This is a genomic window from Lelliottia amnigena (assembly GCF_019047465.1).
GTDB classification, from domain to species: domain Bacteria; phylum Pseudomonadota; class Gammaproteobacteria; order Enterobacterales; family Enterobacteriaceae; genus Enterobacter; species Enterobacter amnigenus.
Window position 1 is genome coordinate 523,119 of the sequence record NZ_CP077236.1, and the last position, 22,976, is coordinate 546,094.

18 protein-coding genes are annotated in these 22,976 nt (G+C 51.6%); 3 read left to right on the forward strand and 15 right to left on the reverse strand.

What is annotated here, in order from left to right; genetic code table 11:
- Nucleotides 1-265: 265 nt before the first annotated feature.
- Nucleotides 266-436, forward strand: a complete 171-nt coding sequence (locus I6L74_RS21350) for a YfgG family protein (RefSeq protein WP_072241889.1) — start codon at nt 266-268, stop codon at nt 434-436.
- Here I6L74_RS21350 and I6L74_RS02480 read toward each other — a convergent pair.
- Nucleotides 405-1,316: a LysR family transcriptional regulator gene (locus I6L74_RS02480; protein ID WP_059179504.1), complete on the reverse strand. Its 912-nt coding sequence runs from the start codon at nt 1,314-1,316 to the stop codon at nt 405-407. The two genes, I6L74_RS21350 and I6L74_RS02480, sit on opposite strands and share 32 nt — an antisense overlap.
- Before the next feature lie 98 nt (nt 1,317-1,414).
- On the opposite strand from I6L74_RS02480, the gene I6L74_RS02485 reads away from it, so the two are divergent.
- Nucleotides 1,415-2,605 carry an MFS transporter gene (locus I6L74_RS02485; RefSeq protein ID WP_059179432.1) on the forward strand — a complete coding sequence of 397 codons (1,191 nt, stop codon included), beginning with the start codon at nt 1,415-1,417 and terminating at the stop codon, nt 2,603-2,605.
- Between the two features lie 86 nt (nt 2,606-2,691).
- On the opposite strand, the gene I6L74_RS02490 is transcribed toward I6L74_RS02485, so the two are convergent.
- The 4 genes from I6L74_RS02490 to guaB all read right to left on the reverse strand — a co-directional run bounded on the left by I6L74_RS02490 (nt 2,692) and on the right by guaB (nt 9,640).
- Nucleotides 2,692-4,371, reverse strand: a complete 1,680-nt coding sequence (locus tag I6L74_RS02490) for a glycoside hydrolase family 43 protein (protein ID WP_059179433.1) — start codon at nt 4,369-4,371, stop codon at nt 2,692-2,694.
- 63 nt (nt 4,372-4,434) lie between these two features.
- Nucleotides 4,435-5,874, reverse strand: a complete 1,440-nt coding sequence (locus I6L74_RS02495; protein ID WP_164841603.1) for an MFS transporter — start codon at nt 5,872-5,874, stop codon at nt 4,435-4,437.
- Between the two features lie 659 nt (nt 5,875-6,533).
- Complete coding sequence (gene guaA / locus I6L74_RS02500) at nt 6,534-8,111, reverse strand: glutamine-hydrolyzing GMP synthase (protein ID WP_015959994.1); 1,578 nt, start codon at nt 8,109-8,111, stop codon at nt 6,534-6,536.
- Between the two features lie 62 nt (nt 8,112-8,173).
- Nucleotides 8,174-9,640 carry an IMP dehydrogenase gene (gene guaB, locus I6L74_RS02505; protein ID WP_059179435.1) on the reverse strand — a complete coding sequence of 489 codons (1,467 nt, stop codon included), beginning with the start codon at nt 9,638-9,640 and terminating at the stop codon, nt 8,174-8,176.
- 159 nt (nt 9,641-9,799) lie between these two features.
- Here guaB and xseA point away from each other — a divergent pair, with 159 nt between their 5' ends.
- The gene (gene xseA / locus I6L74_RS02510; protein WP_059179436.1) at nt 9,800-11,173 is read left to right on the forward strand and encodes an exodeoxyribonuclease VII large subunit; all 1,374 of its coding nucleotides are present in this window, start codon (nt 9,800-9,802) and stop codon (nt 11,171-11,173) included.
- On the opposite strand, the gene I6L74_RS02515 is transcribed toward xseA, so the two are convergent.
- The 10 genes from I6L74_RS02515 to pbpC all read right to left on the reverse strand — a co-directional run bounded on the left by I6L74_RS02515 (nt 11,170) and on the right by pbpC (nt 22,969).
- Nucleotides 11,170-11,385 (reverse strand): zinc ribbon domain-containing protein, encoded by a 216-nt coding sequence (locus I6L74_RS02515; RefSeq protein WP_059179437.1) that lies wholly within the window; start codon nt 11,383-11,385, stop codon nt 11,170-11,172. The genes xseA and I6L74_RS02515 overlap by 4 nt on opposite strands.
- A gap of 158 nt (nt 11,386-11,543) precedes the next feature.
- The gene (der, locus tag I6L74_RS02520; RefSeq protein WP_059179438.1) at nt 11,544-13,016 is read right to left on the reverse strand and encodes a ribosome biogenesis GTPase Der; all 1,473 of its coding nucleotides are present in this window, start codon (nt 13,014-13,016) and stop codon (nt 11,544-11,546) included.
- A 110-nt stretch (nt 13,017-13,126) separates the two neighbouring features.
- A complete protein-coding gene (bamB, locus tag I6L74_RS02525; RefSeq protein ID WP_059179439.1) occupies nt 13,127-14,305 on the reverse strand; it encodes an outer membrane protein assembly factor BamB in 1,179 nt (392 codons plus the stop codon).
- A gap of 10 nt (nt 14,306-14,315) precedes the next feature.
- A complete protein-coding gene (locus I6L74_RS02530; RefSeq protein ID WP_059179440.1) occupies nt 14,316-14,936 on the reverse strand; it encodes a YfgM family protein in 621 nt (206 codons plus the stop codon).
- A gap of 13 nt (nt 14,937-14,949) precedes the next feature.
- Entirely contained in the window at nt 14,950-16,224 is a 1,275-nt protein-coding gene (hisS, locus tag I6L74_RS02535) for a histidine--tRNA ligase (protein WP_059179441.1), read from the reverse strand.
- A 79-nt stretch (nt 16,225-16,303) separates the two neighbouring features.
- Nucleotides 16,304-17,422: a flavodoxin-dependent (E)-4-hydroxy-3-methylbut-2-enyl-diphosphate synthase gene (gene ispG, locus I6L74_RS02540; RefSeq protein WP_015960005.1), complete on the reverse strand. Its 1,119-nt coding sequence runs from the start codon at nt 17,420-17,422 to the stop codon at nt 16,304-16,306.
- A 26-nt stretch (nt 17,423-17,448) separates the two neighbouring features.
- Nucleotides 17,449-18,459 carry a cytoskeleton protein RodZ gene (gene rodZ / locus I6L74_RS02545; protein WP_059179442.1) on the reverse strand — a complete coding sequence of 337 codons (1,011 nt, stop codon included), beginning with the start codon at nt 18,457-18,459 and terminating at the stop codon, nt 17,449-17,451.
- 292 nt (nt 18,460-18,751) lie between these two features.
- Complete coding sequence (rlmN, locus tag I6L74_RS02550; protein ID WP_059179443.1) at nt 18,752-19,918, reverse strand: dual-specificity RNA methyltransferase RlmN; 1,167 nt, start codon at nt 19,916-19,918, stop codon at nt 18,752-18,754.
- 147 nt (nt 19,919-20,065) lie between these two features.
- A complete protein-coding gene (ndk, locus tag I6L74_RS02555; protein ID WP_059179444.1) occupies nt 20,066-20,497 on the reverse strand; it encodes a nucleoside-diphosphate kinase in 432 nt (143 codons plus the stop codon).
- A 156-nt stretch (nt 20,498-20,653) separates the two neighbouring features.
- Nucleotides 20,654-22,969 carry a peptidoglycan glycosyltransferase PbpC gene (gene pbpC, locus I6L74_RS02560; protein WP_436970137.1) on the reverse strand — a complete coding sequence of 772 codons (2,316 nt, stop codon included), beginning with the start codon at nt 22,967-22,969 and terminating at the stop codon, nt 20,654-20,656.
- Nucleotides 22,970-22,976: the final 7 nt, after the last annotated feature.

The following is a 22,976-nucleotide window of genomic DNA, read 5'->3' on the forward strand; positions in this document are numbered from 1 at the left end:
GAATTTTAGTGCTCAATGACCGACAGGAATTGACTTAAATCAAACTATATTGTTCAAAAAAGGTTTTTATGACAAGATTATTGTGCTGTTTTCTCTTTTCTATCAAAGCGATAAATACTTGAATCATCATCGATAACAATAATTAATGTAAACATTGACGAATTTTTACACTTGCCATAATTGACCCCTTCTTCCCACTGTGCCTTAATAGCCGCATCGCCCGAAAGGGTATGCCCAGGAAAATACAGTGAGTCAGGCAACGCGTATGCACAAACGACATCGATTTAACACTCGAATGACCCGCATTATATTGCTGATTAGCTTTCTGTTTTTCTTTGGTCGCTTCGTTTATTCCTCTATTGGCGCCTGGTATCATCATCAGGACAAAATTCAGTCTCAACAGGTTACTCAGCCACTGGATACCACAAACCGCTAGCTTCCTGACGCAGCAACCGAATCACTTCAGCCATTCCTTTACTGAGAATTTTGTCCTGACGCATGACGATACCTAACTGCCGATGCAGAATGGGATCCAGTGAACCGACGGTTAAACCCTCGCGATCCGCTGCATGCTGAACCGCCATTCTCGGGACAATACTGAATCCCAGCCCTGCTCTCACCATACGTTTGATGGCTTCTATACTGCCTAACTGCATCACTGGCGTGACCGAAAAAGCACTCCCTTGAAACCAACCATCGATAAGCGCCCGCGTTCCGCTCCCTGATTCAAACGCAATCAGCGGCAGCGTATGCAAAATCGCGGGGGTGAGCTGCGATATTCGGTCCCCCTGCTCGCGCGCAATAATAAAGACAAACTCCTCATCCAGAATCGGCATCACATCAAGCGAACGACCGCTTGCCGGAAGGGTCACAAGTCCGATATCAAGACGGTTTTCCTCGACGGCTCGGACAATATCAAGCGTGTTGCCTGTCGTCACGCCGACGCCCAGCAGCGGATGATCCTGTCGTAGTTGCTGTAGTAGTCGTGGCAGCAGATGAATACATGCCGTTGCGCCCGTCCCTATCGTCACTGTGCCACCGATCTCGTCACTCAACGCCCTCACCGAGCAAATCGCCTCATCGACCACATGTTCAATACGATCGCTATGATTCAGTAATGCCAGGCCCGCCGCCGTGGCTTTGACGCCGCGTCCGGTGCGTTCAACTAAACGTGTCTGGAGAAACTGCTCAAGCTGGCGAATCTGCAAACTCACCGCAGGTTGAGAAAGCCCAAGCGCATCCGCAGCAGCAGAAAAACTGCCGCGCTGGATGACCAGTCGGAAGGTCGCCAGATTACCCAGATTCAACACCGTCATCGCAAAGTTTCTCTTATCGCGTTCATAAACACAGGGACCTGCCAGCACCATACCGCGCGCAGTATGCTGAGGACAACTGCCTAAAGGAATGAAACATAATGAAAACACCGGCCGCCCCCCGCCTTCTTTCGCTTGCCGCTGGAAGCAATCAGCTAATCAACTGGGGAATTTCGTTTTATATGCCGGGAACCTTCGCGCGCGCCATTGCGACCGAGACGGGCTGGTCATCACCACAAATCTATCTGGGATTGACTATGGCCATGCTGGTGATGGCTGGCGTTTCACCGTTTGTGGCCCGATTACTGGCCTGTTTTGGCGGGCAGAGAGTGGTGATGTGCGGCACGCTACTGATTTCGATTAGCTGCCTGATAATGGCTCAATCACACGCTTTAGCGGGTTGGTATTGCGCGTGGCTGCTGGCGGGAGTCGGTATGCGTCTGTCTTTGTACGACGCGTTGTTCGCATCCCTTGTGAATCTTTACGGGCAAAATGCGCGACGGATGATCTCTCGTGTCACTCTGGCTGGCGGACTCGCTTCTGCAATTTTTTGGCCGCTGGGTGCAGCGTTGCTGACGATAATGAGCTGGCGAGAAGCGCTGCTGATGTATGCTCTTTTCGGGCTATTGAGTGCGACGTTGATACGCGTGCTACCCCATCAGACCCTTACAGTAAAAGCTACACCGAAGGCTCCTGTCGCCCCACAACCTCACGCTCGCTTAAACGCTTGGCTTTATGCTGCGTTTATCGCGTTGATCACGTTTGTCTCAAATGGAACATCCACGCACCTTCCGGAATTTATCGCGAACGCGGGTTTGCCCGTTACGATTGGGATGCTATGGGGCATTGGTCAGACGGGCGCGCGCTTGTTAGACGTGATGGCTGGCGCGAGATTAACGCCAACGCAGCTCATGCTCATTACCGCGCTCGCCATGCCACTGTGCTTTTTACTGGGAATAAGCAGCTCGGTGTTTATCGAATCTGCCGCCGGGTTTGTTCTGGGGTATGGCGCGATCAACGGCCTGGTCACGATCGTCAAAGCCACCCTCCCTCTGGAACTTTTCGCACCTGAGGATTATGCACGGCGAACGGGCGTGCTATTGATCCCCGCTCAGCTCATGGCCGCGGTATCGCCTTATGCGTATGCGGAGTTAAACAAAGCATTAGGGATCAGCGGTTCGATGTGGGTGTCGTGGGGACTCACGCTCATTATTGGCGGCCTGGCAGTAGGGATTGCCGTGAAACAAAAACAGCCATCCGTTCCTGCACGAGCAGAGAGCACAATACCGTAAAAAGACGATAAGCACGGCAAGCCGTGCTTATCGGTACCCATCATGACCGGGCGCTGCACTTCTCATCTGAATTTACGTTTAAGCATTTAATAAACACGCGATTCAAAGGCTTCCCAGCTATACGTGTCACTATCAACTAATGCATCGCCCAACTCCTGATAATTGAAATTGTAAAACTCAGCGCGGGCGTCGTAACCAGAATAGTCCACAGCGGCCAGGCCAACGAATGCGCCGGTAAAGAACCCGCCATAGCTTTGCAAAACATAATCATCTGAAAGAACGGCGGAATCTAATTTGACAGGGATTTCAACAAATGTGATCCCATCAAAACTGTATTCGTAAGTATAAATTTCCTTGCGAACTTTTGTGCGGAACCAAACGTATTCCGCATCTTCTGGAATCTTGATTGCTTCATCTTTCAGATGTGACGTATATTTCCCGCGATTATTCTCGCCAACTTCGATTACGGCGCCATTAATTTCATTCCAGGTAATGAATACAAAACTCCAGTGACGGTCATTATAATAATTCGTTAAGCCTGCCATTTGTTGATAATTAAAGGGATTAAATTTAACTTTGACGTGCGCGTCAAAATAAAAGGCTTGCCAACGTCGGGCAATAAGCGACAGGTCATGGGTATTCGCTAAAGAACCCTGGCCTATTAACGTTAGCTTTCCATCGCCTGTTGTTCCCATTTTTTCAGTGAAAGGGACACGGAGCGTACTCCAGTTAGGATCGAGTGTCGGCGTTTTAAATTCATCGTATTGGCTATGATCTTTTGCACTTTCGGTATAAATGGCATCAGTGGGTCCTTCGACAAACGTTTTACCACCGTGACCGCCATCGATACGTGGCCAGCCCTCTTTATCCCAATACACTTTTTGGATGGACGTTTCCCTACCCAAAGTTGACCAGCCACGAGGATCGTAAACAGACTCACCAGGCCGATTCCACGGGCGCGCGCACAGCGAAGCGTAATACCATTCACCTTTAGGAGTTGAAACTAAAGAGCCATGTCCTTGCTTCTGAATGTAACTGTCTGGCGTATCGACATTCGTTAAGAACACTTCCCCCGGCTGCGTCTCAAAACTATTGGCATCTAACGTTTTTGACCGTGCCACAACCTCCTGATGGGTAAATACGGTTCCCCCCTGAGCAGCAAAAAGATAATAATACCCGTTCAGTTTGTAGAGATGTGGCCCTTCGACGAGAGCAACGGCAGTGCCTCGATAAAGAGTCCGCGCTGTTTCGGGTTTTAATTTCAGAGTTTGTGTATTGAGCTCAGTCAACGTAATGCCATCAAAGGGATGATGGTATTCTCTGTGATCCCAGGTTTGCTGAACGATATATTTACGCCCATCGTCGTCATGGAATAGTGACGCATCAAAACCCACACCATTAAGTTTAATCGGATCGGTCCATGGACCACGAATATCTGTCGCGGTGGTCAGATAGTTTGTCATATCTTTAAAAGCGCCTTCCGTGATTTTCACATCCGTATAAACCAGCCAGAATTTGCCATCAGCATAAGAGAGAGCCGGTGCCCAAATCCCCCCGGATGAAGGATTGCCTTTCATATCTAAAAGCGCAGTGGTTGACAGTGGGCTTGGGAGAAGATTCCAGTGTTTAAGATCTTTCGACTCATGTAAACGAACACCTGGGAACCATTCAAAGGTTGAGTTTGCAATATAGTAGGTGTCCTCTACACGGATAATACTCGGATCTGCATTAAATCCAGGTAAGATAGGGTTTTGAATAAGCGACATATCATTAGACCTTTTCTGAGAATTTTATTTTATATTTACTAAGTTTTATAATGACTCTTCAAACTATACGCGTATCTCATCAAGCTGGCGGTTAATATCTGTGACATTTTCGTCTGAGATTGGATAGATTTGAATGACAATCATTGAAATAACGGCTAAAGCGATGGGAATCCAAACCGCTGTGATGATGATTCCGTCGATCGCATTTGTATTTTGATATGCGCCCGTTTCGTTAAAGCCATAAGCGGCGAGTAACCAAAGTGGAATCGCACCGCCAATCGTAAAACCAATTTTGAAAAAGAGCCCCATAATCGCATTAATGATTGCTGCATTTCGCTTGCCTGATTTTAATTCGCCATAAGCAATCACTTCAGGGACAAGTGCCCACATGAAACCCGTGGCTGAACTTAAGCCCCACTGTTTAATGAATGTTGCGATGTAAGCAAGCCAGAGTTCATCATGCATTCCTGAGCGTGACCAAACGTAAGTCAACAACTGGCCGACAATAAACATGGCGAGGAACAGATGGAAGAAGCCTTTTTTGCCAAAAATTTTCTTGAGTTTTGACCAAAAAATTGGGAATAAAATGCCCGGAATTGAAGCAACAAGGCCGATAGCCCCCATCCATTCAGAATGGTTAACAACATATTGATTGAAAAAGCCATTAACGGTGTTCACAAAAAACATGAACGTGAAGGCCAACATGAAAAATAATCCGAGTATGATAAGCGGTCGGTTATTTTTGAGTTCAAGGAACAGATCTGTCGCTTTAACGTTGGCCGTCTGTTCTGCAGTTGCCACCACACGTTCTTTGGTAAATTTATAGCAGATGAAAAGCGCCACCGCGCCTAATATCATATATATCGAATAAACGCCAAACCAGGCATAATTCGCTGATGGATCCGTGTAGTTCCCCATATTAAGTTTAAGGCCAAAGAAACCCGTATCCTTGAGGCTTCGATCTTTTGGGGAGGCCATTTGTACAAACATAGGGAATAAAGTATAGACAAGAAGATTGGCACTGTTGGCCAGCATCATGCGCGTGCTGGTCAGTTTATCAATGGATTCCGGATCTCTTGTCAGTGATGCATTAAGCGAACCATAAGGAATGTTCACAACGGAATAGACTAAATCCAGCGCGAGGTAAACGATAAATGCAAATGGAACCGATCCCCTGATGCCAGGAATGGGTGCGAAAAGTAAAGCTGACAGAATAACAAGTGGAACGCCTGCTCTCAAAAGCCAGGGGCGATATTTCCCCGCGGGTGAACTTCGTTTGTCTACATAAGTCCCAACCATCGGGTCCCATACAACATTGATGATTCGGACAAACAGAAATATAAACCCTGCAGTTGCTGTGCTGATTGTATTTACAGTCAACATATGAAGAGCCAGAAAACCACCTATTGTACCGAACACAAGGTTTTGCGCAAAGTCACCCATGCCATAACCAATCCGCTCGCCGCGGGTTAATTTATGATATTCATCATGCCGGTTTTGCAATATTTTTTCACTCATTCTAATCCATTCTCCGGTTTCTTTTGTGAAGGTGAAAGAGTTTCTGACACAGGCCCCCCAGAGAATCCATTACGTTTTTAAATTAATTAATTATGTTTTTTTATTTCTGTGATCGTCGATACAAATGCCATTTATAAATCCTATATTCGAAATGGTAACTAGCAGCTCTCAAAATCACCTCTCCGACCAGTGAATAGTTCCCGCTAAAACGATATTTTTACCCCCTGAATTTCCTGACAAACCATGCTTCGCAGGCCTAATATCGCGTTTTATACATGACAGTCATTTTTGGGAGATATGTCACGTTTGAGTATTATCTTAACGTCAGAGTGAAATAACGTAATTGAGTAATCACCCCGGAAAATACAGGATATGCTTCAGTCATTTATTTGCTGAAATTTAACGCAGGAAATTCATTATGTCCGTTTATTTTGTTCAATCCGCCTGAAACCGATTTGGACAACCCTTCAACGAACACAACGTCTCAAAATAGTCGCTCACACGATGGAATTCATAAAACGGGATAAACGAGTTACACACCCTGTAGCGCAGAAAATGCCAGATACAAAAACAGAAAAGCCCGCAGTTACGCGGGCTCAGAAGTATTTTACTGCTTTACGTGCAGGCGATAGTCGGACGTAAAATTATTCCCACTCAATCGTCGCTGGCGGCTTCCCACTGATGTCGTACACGACACGGGAGATACCGTTCACTTCGTTGATGATGCGGTTGGACACGCGACCTAAGAAATCATACGGCAGGTGCGCCCAGTGTGCCGTCATAAAATCGATGGTTTCAACTGCACGCAGGGATACAACCCAGTCGTACTTGCGGCCATCGCCCATCACACCGACGGAACGAACCGGCAGGAACACGGTGAACGCCTGGCTCACTTTGTTGTACAGATCGGCTTTGTGCAGTTCTTCGATGAAGATAGCATCGGCACGACGCAGCAGGTCGCAGTACTCTTTCTTCACTTCGCCCAGCACACGCACGCCCAGACCTGGGCCCGGGAACGGGTGACGGTACAGCATGTCGTATGGCAGACCCAGCTCAAGGCCAATCTTACGCACTTCGTCTTTGAACAGCTCACGCAGCGGTTCAACCAGACCCATCTTCATCTCTTTCGGCAGGCCGCCCACGTTGTGGTGAGATTTGATGACGTGCGCCTTGCCGGTGGCAGAAGCAGCAGACTCGATCACATCAGGGTAAATCGTACCCTGCGCCAGCCACTTCACATCTTCCAGACGCAGCGCTTGCTCGTCGAAGACTTCAACGAACACGCGGCCGATAATTTTACGTTTCGCTTCTGGATCGTTCTCGCCCGCCAGTGCGGTCAGGAAGCGCTCTTCGCCTTCAACGTGAACAATATTCAGGCCGAAATGGTCACCAAACATGTCCATAACCTGCTCTGCTTCATTCAGGCGTAACAGGCCATTATCGACGAAAACACAGGTCAGATTTTTACCGATAGCACGGTGCAGCAGCATCGCGGTCACGGAGGAGTCAACGCCACCGGACAGGCCGAGAATCACTTTGTCGTCGCCAACCTGCTGACGGATACGCGCAATGGCATCGTCGATGATTTTGGCCGGCGTCCACAGGGCTTCACACTGGCAGATATCGCGCACGAAGCGGTCCAGCATGCGCATACCCTGACGGGTGTGGGTCACTTCCGGGTGGAACTGCACGCCGTAGAAGCGTTTTTCTTCGTTAGCCATAATGGCAAACGGACAAGTTTCGGTGCTGGCAACGGTCACGAAGTCTGACGGAATAGCCGTCACTTTATCGCCGTGGCTCATCCACACGTCCAGCAGCGGTTTACCGTCTGCGGTCAGGGAGTCTTCGATACCACGCACCAGCGCGCTGTCAGTCAACACTTCGACCTGTGCATAACCAAATTCGCGTTCGTTCGAGGCTTCAACATGGCCGCCCAACTGCATCGCCATCGTCTGCATGCCGTAGCATACGCCAAATACAGGAACGCCGGCTTCAAAGACGTACTGCGGCGCGCGCGGGCTGTTGTCTTCAGTGGTGCTTTCCGGGCCACCAGACAGAATAATGCCGCTTGGATTAAATTCACGGATCTGTGCTTCCGTGACATCCCACGCCCACAGTTCACAATAAACGCCAAGTTCACGAACGCGACGAGCAACGAGTTGCGTGTATTGGGAGCCGAAGTCCAGGATAAGAATGCGATGTTTATGAATGTTTTCCGTCATTGACGATAATTCCGAGGCAAGTGAAACAAAGCGCCCGGCATTGAGCCGGGCGCGGAAACTTATCAGGAGCCTAAACGGTAGTTCGGGGACTCTTTAGTGATCGTGACGTCGTGAACGTGACTTTCCTGGATGCCCGCACCGCTGATACGTACGAATTCCGCTTTAGTACGCAGCAGATCGATGGTACCACAGCCGGTCAGACCCATACAGGAACGCAGGCCGCCCATCTGCTGGTGAATAATCTCTTTCAGATGGCCTTTATATGCCACGCGACCTTCGATACCTTCCGGCACGAGTTTGTCGGCTGCGTTATCAGTCTGGAAGTAGCGATCGGAAGACCCTTTGGACATCGCGCCCAGAGACCCCATCCCGCGGTAGGACTTATAAGAACGGCCCTGGAACAGTTCGATTTCGCCAGGAGACTCTTCAGTACCCGCCAGCATTGACCCCACCATCACCACGCTTGCGCCTGCCGCGATGGCTTTCGCTATATCACCGGAGAAACGAATACCGCCATCGGCGATAACCGGAATACCGGTGCCTTCCAGCGCTTCTACTGCATCAGAAACCGCCGTGATCTGCGGTACACCGACGCCGGTGACGATACGGGTAGTACAAATGGAGCCAGGACCGATACCGACTTTGACTGCGCTGCAACCGGCTTCAGCCAGAGCACGTGCACCAGCACCTGTGGCTACGTTGCCACCGATGATTTGCAGGTCAGGATATTTCGCGCGAGTTTCGCGAATACGTTGCAGAACGCCTTCGGAATGGCCGTGTGAGGAGTCAATCAGCAGAACATCAACGCCTGCAGCAACCAGCGCGTCAACACGCTCTTCATTGCCCGCACCTGCGCCAACCGCAGCACCAACGCGCAGACGGCCATGCTCGTCTTTACAGGCGTTCGGTTTGCGTTCTGCTTTCTGGAAGTCTTTCACGGTGATCATGCCGCGCAGATGGAAGCTGTCGTCAACAACCAGCGCTTTCTCAACGCGTTTTTCGTGCATTTTGGCCAGCACGACGTCGCGCGTTTCGCCTTCACGCACGGTAACCAAACGCTCTTTCGGCGTCATGTAAACACTGACGGGTTGAGACAGGTCAGTCACGAAACGCACGTCACGGCCAGTGATAATACCCACCAGCTCGTAATCTTCGGTAACAACCGGATAGCCCGCAAAACCGTTACGTTCAGTCAGCGCTTTGACTTCCGCAAGCGTAGTGGTTGGCAGAACGCTCTGTGGGTCGGAGACAATACCGGATTCATGTTTTTTCACGCGGCGAACTTCTTCGGCCTGGCGTTCGATAGACATGTTTTTGTGAATAAAGCCGATGCCGCCTTCCTGTGCCAGGGCGATCGCCAGGCGCGCTTCAGTCACGGTGTCCATTGCCGCAGAGAGCATAGGAATGTTCAGGCGAATGGTTTTAGTCAACTGCGTGCTGAGATCGGCAGTATTCGGCAGAACGGTAGAATGAGCGGGAACGAGGAGGACGTCGTCAAACGTCAGTGCTTCTTTGGCAATACGTAGCATGGGCAATATCTCTGACCTGGAGGGTTAAATATTGCCGTGGCATTATACAGAGCGTAACCGATTGCATCTACACTTTTTTATAAAAAATGCTTGCGATCGTGTCTCATCGGGTTACTATCGATTGAATAACTTGCTGATTTAAAATTTGATCCCGCTCACATGTTATCTTCCCAAAGCCCCTCAATTTATACCGTTAGCCGTCTCAATCAATCGGTTCGTTTACTGCTCGAGCAGGAAATGGGACAGGTTTGGATCAGCGGTGAGATTTCCAATTTCACGCAGCCGTCATCCGGTCACTGGTATTTTACGCTTAAAGACGATAACGCTCAGGTGCGCTGCGCAATGTTCCGCAACAGTAATCGCCGCGTGACGTTTCGTCCTCAGCATGGCCAACAGGTGCTGGTCCGCGCCAATATCACGCTGTACGAACCGCGCGGTGATTATCAAATCATCGTTGAGAGCATGCAGCCCGCAGGCGAAGGGTTGTTACAGCAAAAATATGAGCAGTTAAAAGCGAAGCTGTCAGCGGAAGGTCTGTTCGATCAGCAGTTCAAAAAATCACTCCCCTCGCCTGCGCACTGCGTCGGCGTCATCACCTCTAAAACCGGTGCAGCGCTGCATGATATTCTGCATGTGCTAAAGCGTCGCGACCCTTCCCTGCCCGTCATTATCTACCCAACAGCGGTTCAGGGTGACGACGCGCCGGGGCAAATTGTTCGAGCTATTGAGCTGGCGAATGCGCGCCATGAGTGTGACGTGTTAATTGTCGGACGCGGCGGCGGATCGCTGGAAGATCTCTGGAGCTTTAACGACGAACGCGTCGCACGGGCGATTTTTGCCAGTCAGATACCCGTCGTCAGCGCCGTTGGGCATGAAACCGATGTCACTATCGCCGATTTTGTATCGGATATGCGTGCGCCAACGCCGTCCGCGGCGGCTGAGATAGTGAGTCGAAATCAGCTGGAACTGCTGCGCCAGATACAGAACGGACAACAGCGTCTGGAAATGGCGATGGACTATTTCCTGGCCAATCGCGCCCATCGCTTTACGCAATTGCACCATCGGCTGCAGCAGCAGCATCCACAGCTGCGACTTGCGCGCCAGCAAACCGTACTGGAACGCCTGCGTCAGCGCATGAATTTCGCGCTGGATAACCAGCTCAAACGCGCTGTTTCTCGTCAGCAGCGCATGACGCAGCGCCTGAATCAGCAAAACCCGCAGCCAAAAATCTATCGGGCGCAAACCCGTATCCAACAGCTGGAATATCGTCTCGCTGAGAACTTACGCGCACGTTTGAGCACTACGCGAGAACGTTTTGGGAATGCGGTCACCCATCTCGAAGCCGTCAGCCCGCTCTCCACGCTGGCACGTGGCTACAGCGTGACCACAGCGACGGATGGTAAAGTGTTGAAACAGACTAAACAGGTTAAGGCGGGAGATTTGATGACGACCCGCCTGGCTGATGGCTGGGTAGAAAGCGAAGTCAAAGGTATAACGCCTGCCAAAAAAACGCGTAAGAAAAAGCCGGTTTAAACCGGCTCAAACTCAACGCGTTTTTTTGAAATCAACCCATGGCCGTTCTGGCAAAAATAATCGATCGCGCCGCAAGCCTTTAAGACCTGAAGAGGCTGATGGCACTCAGGGCAACGCGCCACCAGAGCGATATCGTTACCACAGTTGCCGCAATGCGCCATCCCATTTTCAGGCTCAAGCTTTGCCTGGCACTCCGGACAGATAATCGTCATTGTGACTCCTCAATTGAATGTTAGTTACACGATCATTCTAACATGGCGTCGTTAACACCCGCTGTAATCCCCTGCGATCATTTAACTGCCCTGACCCATTGTGAATCCCAGCGGATAAAAAAACAAAAAACCCGACAGAGTCGGGTTTTATCGCGCAATTATTTGCTTTTCTTAATGTGCTTAATCAAACGCTTACGCTTACGCATCTGGTTTGGCGTTAGTGTGTTGCGTTTATCCGCAAACGGGTTTTCCCCTTCCTTGAACTGAATTCGGATAGGCGTGCCCATCACATCCAGCGATTTTCGGAAGTAGTTCATCAGATAGCGTTTGTAGGAATCAGGCAGGTCTTTCACCTGGTTACCGTGAATGACCACGATTGGCGGGTTATAACCACCGGCGTGAGCATACTTCAGCTTCACACGACGACCACGAACTAACGGCGGCTGATGGTCTTCGGAGGCCATGGTCATAATGCGCGTCAGCATCGCGGTGCTCTGACGACGCGTTGAGCTGTCGTAGGCTTCACGAACGGATTCGAACAGATTGCCCACACCACTGCCGTGCAGCGCCGAGATAAAGTGTACGCGAGCAAAATCGATAAAGCCCAGACGGAAGTCCAGCATCTCTTTGACTTGCTCTCTCACATCATTGCTCAGGCCGTCCCACTTGTTGACGACGATAACCAGTGAGCGCCCACTATTGAGGATGAAGCCCAACAGGGAGAGATCCTGATCGGAGATACCTTCCCGCGCGTCGATAACCAGCATGACCACGTTAGCGTCTTCAATCGCCTGCAGCGTTTTGATAACCGAGAATTTTTCCACCACATCGGTGATTTTCCCACGTTTACGCACGCCCGCAGTATCAATCAGCACGTATTCGCGCTCATCACGCTGCATCGGGATATAAATGCTGTCACGGGTGGTGCCCGGCATGTCATAAACCACGACGCGATCTTCACCAAGTATACGGTTAGTTAGCGTTGACTTACCTACGTTCGGACGGCCGACAATCGCCAGCTTGATCGGCAGATCCTGCGGGTTAAAGTCGTCCACAGGCTCTTCTTTACCTTCCGCGGCCTCTTCGAATTGCGCCCAATATGCGGCGTCTTCGTCAATTTCTTCTGGCGGATTGATTTCGTCAACCCATGGCATCAAAACTGTTTCCAGCAGGCTGGTAACGCCACGACCATGAGAAGCTGCAATTGGATAGATTTCTCCCAGGCCCAAAGCCCAGAAATCCGCAACAGCCTGATCGGCATCAATACCGTCAGTTTTGTTCGCCACCAGGAAGGTTGGCTTCTCGCGAGAACGCAGGTGTTTGGCGATAGCCGTATCGGCTGGCATTAAACCTGCACGGGCATCAACCATGAAAAGCACGATGTCCGCTTCTTCGATTGCCAGCAGAGATTGTTCCGCCATACGCGTTTCCACGCCGTCTTCTGTACCATCAATACCACCGGTATCGATACAGATAAACTCTCGTCCTTCCACTTCAGCACGACCGTACTTACGGTCACGAGTCAGCCCCGGGAAATCCGCAACCAGCGCATCACGGGTGCGTGTTAAACGGTTAAAAAGAGTGGATTTTCCAACGTTCGGGCGCCCGACAAGCGCGACCACAGGTACCATGTTTGAAGCCTCATAAAATTCAAAATAACGCCGTATTCACGACGTCTATAAAAACAGTAAAACGGCTCCTGAGTTAACAGGAGCCGTTTATTATACTACAAACGCTACGATTAACGCGTGATTGCGTACAGCGTTCCGTCTTTTGCCTGGATCAGCAGCTTGCCATCCGCAACAACAGGGTCGGTCAGGAATCCTGAACTATCGACTTTCTCCTGCGCCACAAAGCGTCCGTTTTCTGGATCAATCCAGTGCATGTAACCTTCGCTATCACCCACGACCAGGCTGCCATTATACAGCGCCGGTGCAGTCAGCAGACGGTGCAGCAGATCGCTTTGCGTCCACAGCGTAACGCCGCCATCGGTGTTCAGCGCCAGCAGGCGATCGTTCTGATCAACCAGATAAATGCGATTACCTTCAACGACGAAATCATTCACAGAACCCAGCTCACGTTTCCACATGACCTGGCCGCTGCGCAGATCCAACGCCGTCAGGTTACCGTTATAAGCCAGCGCATAAACCACATTGTCGACAATGACTGGGGTGGTATCAACATCGCTCAGGCGGTCGATTTCAGTCGGACCTGTAGCCTGAGAAATACGCTGCTGCCAAATCATCTGTCCTTGCTGCATCAGTACGGCGCTCACGCGGCCGTTGTCACCGCCCACGATTGCTGCACCAAAAGCCGTAGCCGGAGCAGATTCACCGCGCAGAGAAAGTGATGGCATGTCCAGGTTAACGGTCCATTTCACGGCACCGTCAGCCTCGTTCAGCGCTTGCAATTGACCATTGCTGGTGTGAATCAGCACAACACCGTCACTGACGACAGGACGTGACAGCGCTTCACCCGCAACGCGAGATTGCCACGCGATGGAGCCATCGCTGGTGTTCAGCGCATAAACCTGGGCTTTTTCGCTACCGACATAAACGTGTCCGCCGGAAACGGTCAAACCGCCAGAGAGCAGCGCAGGTGCACGAGAGAACCAACCGTCTTTTTCTGCCAGGTTCACAGACCAGACTTCTTTACCGTCATCAGCATTAAATGCGCGAACAGTGCCTTTGCGATCAGCCGCGTAGACAACGTTGTCTGCAAATGCTGGATGCAGATTGGAGTAGAAATCACCAATACCGCTACCCACAGAAGAACTCCACGCGGTGGAGGGGGTAAATTGGTTTTCAACGGTTGGCAACGGTGACATTTTTACAACATCTTCTTCGCCACTGAACAGTGAACAGCCGCTCAATAACGTAACGGAAAGCAGTCCTGGCAGAAGTAATTTACGCAATTGCATCGGGTCCCTCTCAGACGGACAAATTATTTATTTTCATCTGCATCATTTCGCTCAGCGCAGGTGAGGCGTTACTTTTCACGCCTGATTCCCACGCGCTGCGCGCGCCTTGTTTGTCGCCTTTGCTCAGCAGAGCTTCACCGCGCAGGTCAGCTACAATGGCTGCAAAACCTTCGCCTTTAATGGTGTCGAGCGTTTTCAACGCATCGTCAGCCTTTTTCTGCTGAACCTGAATACGGGCAAGACGCAGATTGATCACCGCTTTCAGATTATCATCGCTCGTCGCAGAGAGACCCTGCTGGAGCTGCGCAGCCGCTTTATCCAGTTCGTTCTTATCAACGAATTGTTGAGCAACTTCAAGCGACGCAAGTGCGCCGTAGATGTTTTTATTGTCAGCAGCGAATTTTTCAGCGGCCGTCAGCGTTTGAGGCTGATCGGCGCGAATTGCGCTAACGGTATTTTCGTAAGCCAGGGAAGCGCCACGCGCGGAATCAGCCTGATGGCTGTTCCAGTAACGCCAGCCCATCAGCGCGCCCACACCTAAAATCACACCAACAGCCAGGGCTTTGCCGTTTTCAGCAAAAAAGCGTTTAACCGCATCAACCTGGTCGTTTTCGTTCTCGTACATTTCCACGCCGTTCTTCCCCTTAGCCCAGTAAAGTGCGCAAGTGCGCCGCAACGCCATCCTGCGTTACCGTTGTTTGCTCACCAGAGCGCAGGTCTTTCACCACGACTTCACCAGCGGCCACTTCGGACTCACCCAGTACCAGTGCAACACTTGCGCCCCATTTATCAGCACGGGCAAACTGTTTTTTGAAGTTGCCACCACCGTGGTTGGTCATCAGTTTAACGCCCGGTAGCGCATCGCGCACACGTTCGGCAAACTGCATGGCCGCAGACTGCGTGTCCGCACCTGAAGCGACCAGGTATATATCGACAACGGATTCTGCTTTAAATTCCGGATTAACTGCCTGAACCAGCAAAACAAGTCGCTCAAGGCCCATCGCGAAACCAACTGCCGGCGCAGCGCGACCACCCAGTTGCTCGACCAGACCGTCATAACGCCCACCAGCGCAGACAGTGCCCTGCGAGCCGAGGCTGGTGGTCACCCACTCAAACACGGTGCGGTTATAATAATCCAGGCCACGCACCAGACGCTGATTTACGGTGTACGCAATGCCAGCGGCTTCAAGCAATTTACACAGCCCTGCGAAATGCTCGCGAGACTCTTCGTCGAGATAATCACCCAGCGCAGGTGCATCGTTCAACAGTGCCTGAACATCCGGATTCTTGGAATCAAGAACGCGCAGCGGGTTGCTGTACATGCGACGCTGGCAATCTTCGTCAAGCTTGTCCTTATGCTGTTCGAGGAACGCAACCAGTGCATCACGGTAGTTCGCACGCGCTTCAAGGGATCCGATTGAGTTCAACTCCAGCGCAACGTGCTGAGAAATCCCCAGCTCGCGCCACCAGCGCGCCGTCAGCATGATCAGTTCAGCGTCAATATCCGGGCCTTGCAGACCGAACACTTCGACACCCAGCTGGTTAAACTGGCGGTAACGGCCTTTTTGAGGACGTTCGTGACGGAACATTGGGCCGATATACCACAGGCGCTGCTCCTGATTGTACAGAAGACCATGTTCGATGCCGGCACGTACGCAGCCCGCCGTTCCCTCAGGACGCAGCGTCAGGCTATCGCCATTACGGTCCTCAAAGGTATACATCTCTTTTTCAACGACGTCGGTCACTTCACCAATCGCGCGTTTAAATAACGGGGTCTGCTCTACAATCGGCAAACGGATTTCACTATAACCGTAGCTGCCGAGCACCTGTTTCAGTGTGCCTTCAATGCGCTGCCAGATGGCGGTTTCGCCAGGCAGATAATCGTTCATGCCGCGAATGGCTTGAATGTTTTTTGCCACGTTTATTCTCTTTCTATATACAAAAAAGAACCCTAAGAATGGGTTCAATCATACATGGGAAGCACCGCTTCCCATCACGTTATTTCTCGATCTGCTGAATGCTGATGCGCTGCGCTTCATCCAGTATTGTCGCTTTCGCTCGGATGCGGGCTTCAAGCTGATCGATCATGTCGTTATTATCAAGACGATCCTTACGAATACCATCTTCATAAAGGCCACTTTTCTTGTTGCCGCCAGTCACCCCGAGGGTAGACACCAGCGCTTCACCAGGACCGTTAACGACACAACCAATGATCGAAACATCCATTGGCGTAATGAGATCTTCGAGACGTTGCTCGAGCGCATTTACCGTACCAATAACGTCAAACTCCTGACGTGAACAGGTTGGGCACGCGATAAAGTTGATGCCGCGCGCGCGGATGCGCAGTGATTTCAAAATATCGAAACCAACTTTGATCTCTTCGACCGGATCGGCCGCTAACGACACGCGTAACGTGTCGCCGATGCCTTCGGATAGTAACAGTCCCAAACCAATGGCCGATTTAACGGAACCGCTACGCAAGCCACCGGCTTCCGTGATCCCAAGGTGCAGCGGCTGTTCGATCTGTTTTGCCAGCAAACGATAGGATTCGACCGCCAGAAACACATCAGACGCCTTAACGCTCACTTTGAACTGGTCAAAGTTAAGACGATCAAGATGATCGACATGACGCATAGCTGATTCCAGCAGCGCCTGCGGGGTAGGTTCGCCGTATTTTTCCTGCAGATCTTTTTCCAGCGATCCGGCGTTAACGCCGATGCGGATAGGAATATTTTTATCGCGGGCACAATCCACTACCGCGCGGATACGCTCTTCGCTACCGATATTACCCGGATTAATACGCAGGCAATCGACGCCGTATTCCGCCACTTTTAGCGCAATGCGATAGTCGAAGTGGATATCAGCAACCAGCGGAACATTGACCTGTTGCTTGATGAGTTTGAATGCTTCAGCCGCATCCATTGTCGGCACGGAAACGCGAACAATATCCGCCCCTACGCGCTCTAATGCTTTGATTTGATTAACTGTCGCAGCAACATCCGTGGTACGGGTGTTGGTCATCGACTGGACGGCGATAGGTGCACCATCGCCAATCGGCACATTCCCAACGTAGATCCGTTTGGATTTCCTACGCTGAATCGGAGCCTGGTTATGCATGAAAAGTCTCCCGCGTTACTCGCCTGTTACTGTGCTGCAGATTGTTCGGCACTAACGGTAAGACGCGCAACCTGGTTTGTTCTGATAAAACGGCTCAGATCGACAGGTTTACCTTGATACTGGATCTGTACCGCAGATGGAGCGCCGATTTTAAGCTTATACGGTGCCTGACCCGTTAGATTTAACGTGCCATCTTTACGCTGCAAACCGCTGAACAGCTTTTTACCTGTCGCGTCTGTCACTTCAAGCCAGCAGTCGGCGGAGAAGTTCATGACCAGCGCGTTGGCATCGGTAGCCGTTGCAGCAACGCCAGCCTGATCGGTAGGCAGTGGCTGAGCAGCGTTAGTATTATCCGTCGTTGTGGGCGTTGCCGCCGGTGCAGCATCAACATTTGCTTGAGAAGGCGAAACCACTGCGTTTTGCGCAGTCGTCTGATCTGGCGTCATTGTCGGCGCTGGAGTCTGGACAGGTTCAACAGTCTGAGAGTCCGTCGCAGCGGTTTGAGGTTCACTTGACGTCGAAGCGCTGTCGGTGTTTAACGGCACGCTTTGCGCGCCGTTGTTACCGGAATTATTCAATGCCGCTGAAGATTGATCGGCCATGGTGGTGATCTCTTCCTGCTGCGCTTTGTGGTTTTGCCACCACCAGGCGCCGGTCAGGCCGATAACCACAAACAGAACCAGCCAGGTAAAGCTCATTAACCAGCCGTCACGTTTTTTACGACGTTTGCCCAGAGAGAAGGTCTGCATCGGAGCGACTTTCGCCGCGCGAACCGGTGCATGCTTTTCCATCATCGGCAACAGTTCTTCTTCGGGAATATGCACCAGTTTTGCATAAGAGCGGATGTAACCACGCAGAAACGTTGAAGCAAGATCGGCGGGTGCCTTATCTTCTTCAATATCGCGTACCGTGGAAACTTTCAGGCACAAGCGTTCTGCAACAGCTTGCTGGCTGAGTCCGAGTTGTTCACGGGCGTTGCGAAGACGAACGCCAGTGGAGAGTGCTTCAGTTTTATCGTGAGTGGCTTCAGTATTCATTCGCTACAACTACTGGTACGTGTAAATTAGGATTCAGGTGCCGGTCAGACACAATGCCACCCGCACCGCGAAACTTCTGGTCAATTAACCTTAGACAGACAGTATAGGACTGCCAGGCCTTAGTTTACAGTGCAGCTCAACTCGCGAAGCTAAACTGTTGTTACGACGTTACATACTGCCTTAAAGTCGTCAGAAACGCACCGTAATTATTAAGTGATTACAATGAATCTGACTGATTATTCAGTAAGCTAATGCTTCACGACGCAAAGCATGCGCCGTGACTGCATAATAATCAAACAGCTTTAACGTCGATCGTCTCACCCTGCATACGCTTACGCAACGTGCGTTTGGTACGGTCAATCACGTCGCCCGCCAGCTGTCCGCAGGCTGCATCAATGTCATCGCCACGGGTTTTACGCACGATAGTGGTAAACCCATAATCCATCAGCACTTTGGAGAAACGGTCGATACGGCTGTTCGAGCTACGTCCATATGGCGCACCCGGGAACGGGTTCCATGGGATCAGGTTGATTTTACACGGTGTGTCTTTAAGCAGCTCAGCCAGCTGATGTGCATGATCGGTTTCATCATTCACATGATCCAACATCACGTACTCGATAGTGACACGGCCCTGATTCGCATTGGACTTCGCAAGGTAGCGGCGCACGGCAGCGAGGAAGGTTTCGATATTGTACTTTTTGTTAACCGGTACAATTTCATCACGGATTTCATCGTTGGGTGCATGCAAAGAAATCGCCAGCGCAACGTCAATCATGTCGCCCAGCTTATCCAGCGCAGGGACAACGCCAGACGTAGAGAGCGTCACGCGTCGTTTGGACAGGCCAAAACCGAAATCGTCCAGCATGATTTCCATCGCTGGAACGACGTTGGTCAGGTTCAGCAGCGGCTCACCCATGCCCATCATCACCACATTGGTGATAGGACGAGTGCCCGTAACTTTGGCCGCGCCAACGATTTTCGCTGCGCGCCAGACCTGGCCGATAATTTCAGAAACGCGCAGGTTGCGGTTAAAGCCCTGCTGCGCCGTTGAACAGAATTTGCACTCAAGTGCACACCCCACCTGAGAGGAGACGCACAGCGTCGCACGATCTTCTTCCGGGATATACACCGTTTCAACACGCTGATCGCCTACTGCAATCGCCCATTTGATGGTGCCGTCGGCAGAGCGTTGCTCTTCGACCACTTCAGGAGCGCGGATTTCAGCCACTTCTTTCAGCTTATTGCGCAGCACTTTGTTGATGTCCGTCATGTCATCAAAGTTATCGCTGCAATAATGGTACATCCACTTCATGACCTGGTCGGCACGAAACGGCTTTTCGCCCATTTCCAGAAAGAACTCGCGCATCTGCTGACGGTTCAGATCCAGCAGGTTGATTTTTCCATTTTTATTGGGAACCGCGACAGTGGCGACTTCGGAGGTATTCACTAATTCAGACATAGTATTTTCCGGCCTCGTTGTTACACGTTATGGCCCGTGGAGGGTTAAAAAGAAACGCCCCGGTGAGCAGTCTGCTCTTCCGGGGCGTAGCATTGTACAAATTCTGGCGCAGGGATGCCACGTTTGCACGCAGCATTTACGAAAAAATTAACGTGTGCGTGGGCACACTTCGCCTTCACCAAAGAAATAGGCGATTTCGCGCGCGGCAGATTCCACTGAATCAGAGCCGTGAGTTCCGTTCTCAGTGAAGCTATCCGCATAATCAGCACGCAGAGTACCCGCCAGGGCGTTAGCCGGGTTGGTTGCACCCAGCAGATCGCGGTGACGCTGTACTGCATTTTCGCTTTCCAGCACAGAAACAACGATCGGGCCGGAAGTCATGAACTCCACCAGACCGTCGAAGAAAGGTTTACCGTCATGCTCTGCATAGAAGCCGCGAGCCTGTTCAACGGTCAGATGCAGCATTTTAGTGCCAACGATTTTGAACCCTGCAGATTCAAAGCGAGCAAAGATGCTGCCAATAACGTTTTTTGCCACCGCGTTTGGCTTAATGATGGAAAAAGTACGTTCAATAGTCATGATAACCCCTGTAATTTGTTCTGTTGTTTTGCATACGTCTGTATGACCTGGCGCGGATTATAGAGAGCATTAGTCCTATTGCCTATGGATCTAAGTAACATTTTTTTAAAATAAGACGAGCTTTAGCAACAGACCCTATCGCCCATTTGATTTTGTTCACTGCAGGACGAAGTTTACTGTGGCGACCTGCCCTGTTTCATCCATGATCAGTACCTGATAATCGCCTGCTTTATCAAGCTGTAAAGTGTAAGTACGCCCTTGAGCATCCAAAGGCTCGCCGTTCAGGAACCACCAGCGTCTCCCTTCCCCGCCAAATGTGGCGAGCGGCAACGATACGCGCGATTCGCCAGGCAAACGTTTGATAACAGCCCCCTCGCGCATCCCGGTTAACTGGAAGGGTGCGGGTGAATCCTGTGCCAAAGGGGGACAAACGGAAGATGATGGCGGAATACGCGCCCTTCTTCGCTCAGATGCAGGCAGCCACGGCTCAAGCGGTAGCGGCCAGACATCTAACACTTTTTCTTGCGCGCCCGGACAATCAGCTGCAACGCGCTTGCCCGCTTTATCTAACCAAATTGGAAAACGAATTCCTCGAATGCCCTCCTGCTCCGGCAGCAACAGCGTTGGCGGCTGGCTCCCGTCAAGGAGCCATGTCGACAACCGGCGGCGACAATTTTCACTTCCTACGGGTAGCGATTGTCCGCCCGGCCAGCAAATAACGCCGCGCCCCACCGAATCAGGACGCAGATCGCGTGGCAGGCGAGATTCGTCTGTCATCGAGTTTGACTGAAGCACGTTGTTGACCTGATTCAGCAGCGGCACAGCGCTGGCAAACCCAAACTGCCCTGCGACAGGTGTGCCGTCGGGGCGACCCGTCCAGATACCAATAAGATAACGCGCGTTCAAACCCACCGCCCAGGCATCGCGGTAGCCATAGCTGGTGCCGGTTTTCCACGCCAGCGGCGCAACCTGTGGCAGCGCAGCATCAGGCAGCGGTTGCGACTCGTTGGCTAAAATACGCCGAATAATCCACGCAGCGCCCGGCGAAAGTAAAGGTCGCTCGACGAGCGGATCGCCTGGCTGCACGCGCAATCGACCGGCTTTACCGTGCCGGGCAAATGCACTGTAGGCTGCCGTAATATCGGCAAGTCGTGCCCCTGCTCCGCCGAGAATGAGTGATAAATTAGGCTGTGCGCCTGCAGGGAGGAGTAGCGGTAAACCGGCGTTACTGAGCAACGCTGCAAAACGTTTTGGCCCGTAAGCTTCCAGCACTTGCACGGCGGGTAGATTCAGCGAACGGACCAATGCTTCACTCATGCTGACGGGGCCGTGAAATCCACTGTCGAAATTACCAGGCCGATAATCTCCCGTACGGCGCGGAACATCCTGTAGCAGAGAGGCGGGATGAATCAACCCGTCGTCGAGCGCCATACCATAAATAAACGGCTTCAGTACCGATCCCGGCGATCGGATCGCATTGACCATATCTACATGGCTAAAACGGCTGTCATCAGTGATGTCTACCGACCCCACCCAACCGCGCACCTTCATGTTGGTATGATCAACCACGATCATCGCCAATGAGCTACGCGACGGGAGGCGGGATTTCCAGTTCATCGCCAGCTCTTCCAGCTGTCGCTGAAGGGAGGCATCCAGAGTCGTGACAATTTTATTTTCACGGCTTTTGTTGAGCATCATGCGCGAGAACAGCGGGGCTAATTGCGGCATCTGTCGTGGTGCAAGCCAGACAGGCTCTTCGCGCGACTCTTTGACCTGTTGCGCCGTCCAGACCCCTTGCGTCACCATGCGCTCCAGAACTTTATTTCTGGCCGCCTCAGCGCGATCCGGCCAGCGGTCTGGCCGCAGGCGGCTTGGCGCCTGAGGGAGCACCGCCAGAAGCGCGGCTTCTGAATAACTCAACTGGGCAGGGGATTTACCAAGATAAGCCCAGCTTGCGGCACCAACTCCCTGTAACGTCCCGCCAAACGGGGCACGATTAAGATAAAGCGTGAGAATATCGCGTTTGGAAAGATGCCATTCAAGCTGCATGGCTCGCCATAGCTGGCGGATTTTTCCGCCAAAGGTGCGCGGATGAGGATCAAGAAGCCGCGCAACCTGCATAGTGAGCGTGCTGCCACCTGAGACGACTTTACCCGACCGCAAATCCTGCCAGGCCGCGCGCATGACTGAGAAGGGATTCACACCGGGATGCTCCCAGAACCAACGATCCTCATACTGGATCAGCGCTTCAAGATATCGCGGAGAGACCTCCTGAATGGTGACCGGATAGCGCCATATCCCTTCGCTATCCGCAAACCGCCAAAGCGGAATTCCTTTTTCATCTGTAACCACGCGGGCGGGACTGACCTCTTTTAAAGGCAACGGCCACAGGCGATCGGCGGCGAAAACCAGTCCCCATAGAATAAGAAGAACGCCCACCAGCCATAGCCAGCGGGACCGTCTCAGATGCATTAACCGC

Coding starts and splice junctions, on each gene's coding strand:
- I6L74_RS02480 (WP_059179504.1), bottom strand. CDS start 1,316: ATGACGGTGTTGAATCTGGGTAATCTGGCGACCTTCCGACTGGTCATC.
- rodZ (WP_059179442.1), bottom strand. CDS start 18,459: ATGAATACTGAAGCCACTCACGATAAAACTGAAGCACTCTCCACTGGC.
- ispG (WP_015960005.1), bottom strand. CDS start 17,422: ATGCATAACCAGGCTCCGATTCAGCGTAGGAAATCCAAACGGATCTAC.
- I6L74_RS02490 (WP_059179433.1), bottom strand. CDS start 4,371: ATGTCGCTTATTCAAAACCCTATCTTACCTGGATTTAATGCAGATCCG.
- bamB (WP_059179439.1), bottom strand. CDS start 14,305: ATGCAATTGCGTAAATTACTTCTGCCAGGACTGCTTTCCGTTACGTTA.
- I6L74_RS21350 (WP_072241889.1), top strand. CDS start 266: ATGCACAAACGACATCGATTTAACACTCGAATGACCCGCATTATATTG.
- rlmN (WP_059179443.1), bottom strand. CDS start 19,918: ATGTCTGAATTAGTGAATACCTCCGAAGTCGCCACTGTCGCGGTTCCC.
- I6L74_RS02485 (WP_059179432.1), top strand. CDS start 1,415: ATGAAAACACCGGCCGCCCCCCGCCTTCTTTCGCTTGCCGCTGGAAGC.
- ndk (WP_059179444.1), bottom strand. CDS start 20,497: ATGACTATTGAACGTACTTTTTCCATCATTAAGCCAAACGCGGTGGCA.
- guaB (WP_059179435.1), bottom strand. CDS start 9,640: ATGCTACGTATTGCCAAAGAAGCACTGACGTTTGACGACGTCCTCCTC.
- der (WP_059179438.1), bottom strand. CDS start 13,016: ATGGTACCTGTGGTCGCGCTTGTCGGGCGCCCGAACGTTGGAAAATCC.
- guaA (WP_015959994.1), bottom strand. CDS start 8,111: ATGACGGAAAACATTCATAAACATCGCATTCTTATCCTGGACTTCGGC.
- I6L74_RS02515 (WP_059179437.1), bottom strand. CDS start 11,385: ATGACGATTATCTGTCCGGAGTGCCAGGCAAAGCTTGAGCCTGAAAAT.
- pbpC (WP_436970137.1), bottom strand. CDS start 22,969: ATGCATCTGAGACGGTCCCGCTGGCTATGGCTGGTGGGCGTTCTTCTT.
- xseA (WP_059179436.1), top strand. CDS start 9,800: ATGTTATCTTCCCAAAGCCCCTCAATTTATACCGTTAGCCGTCTCAAT.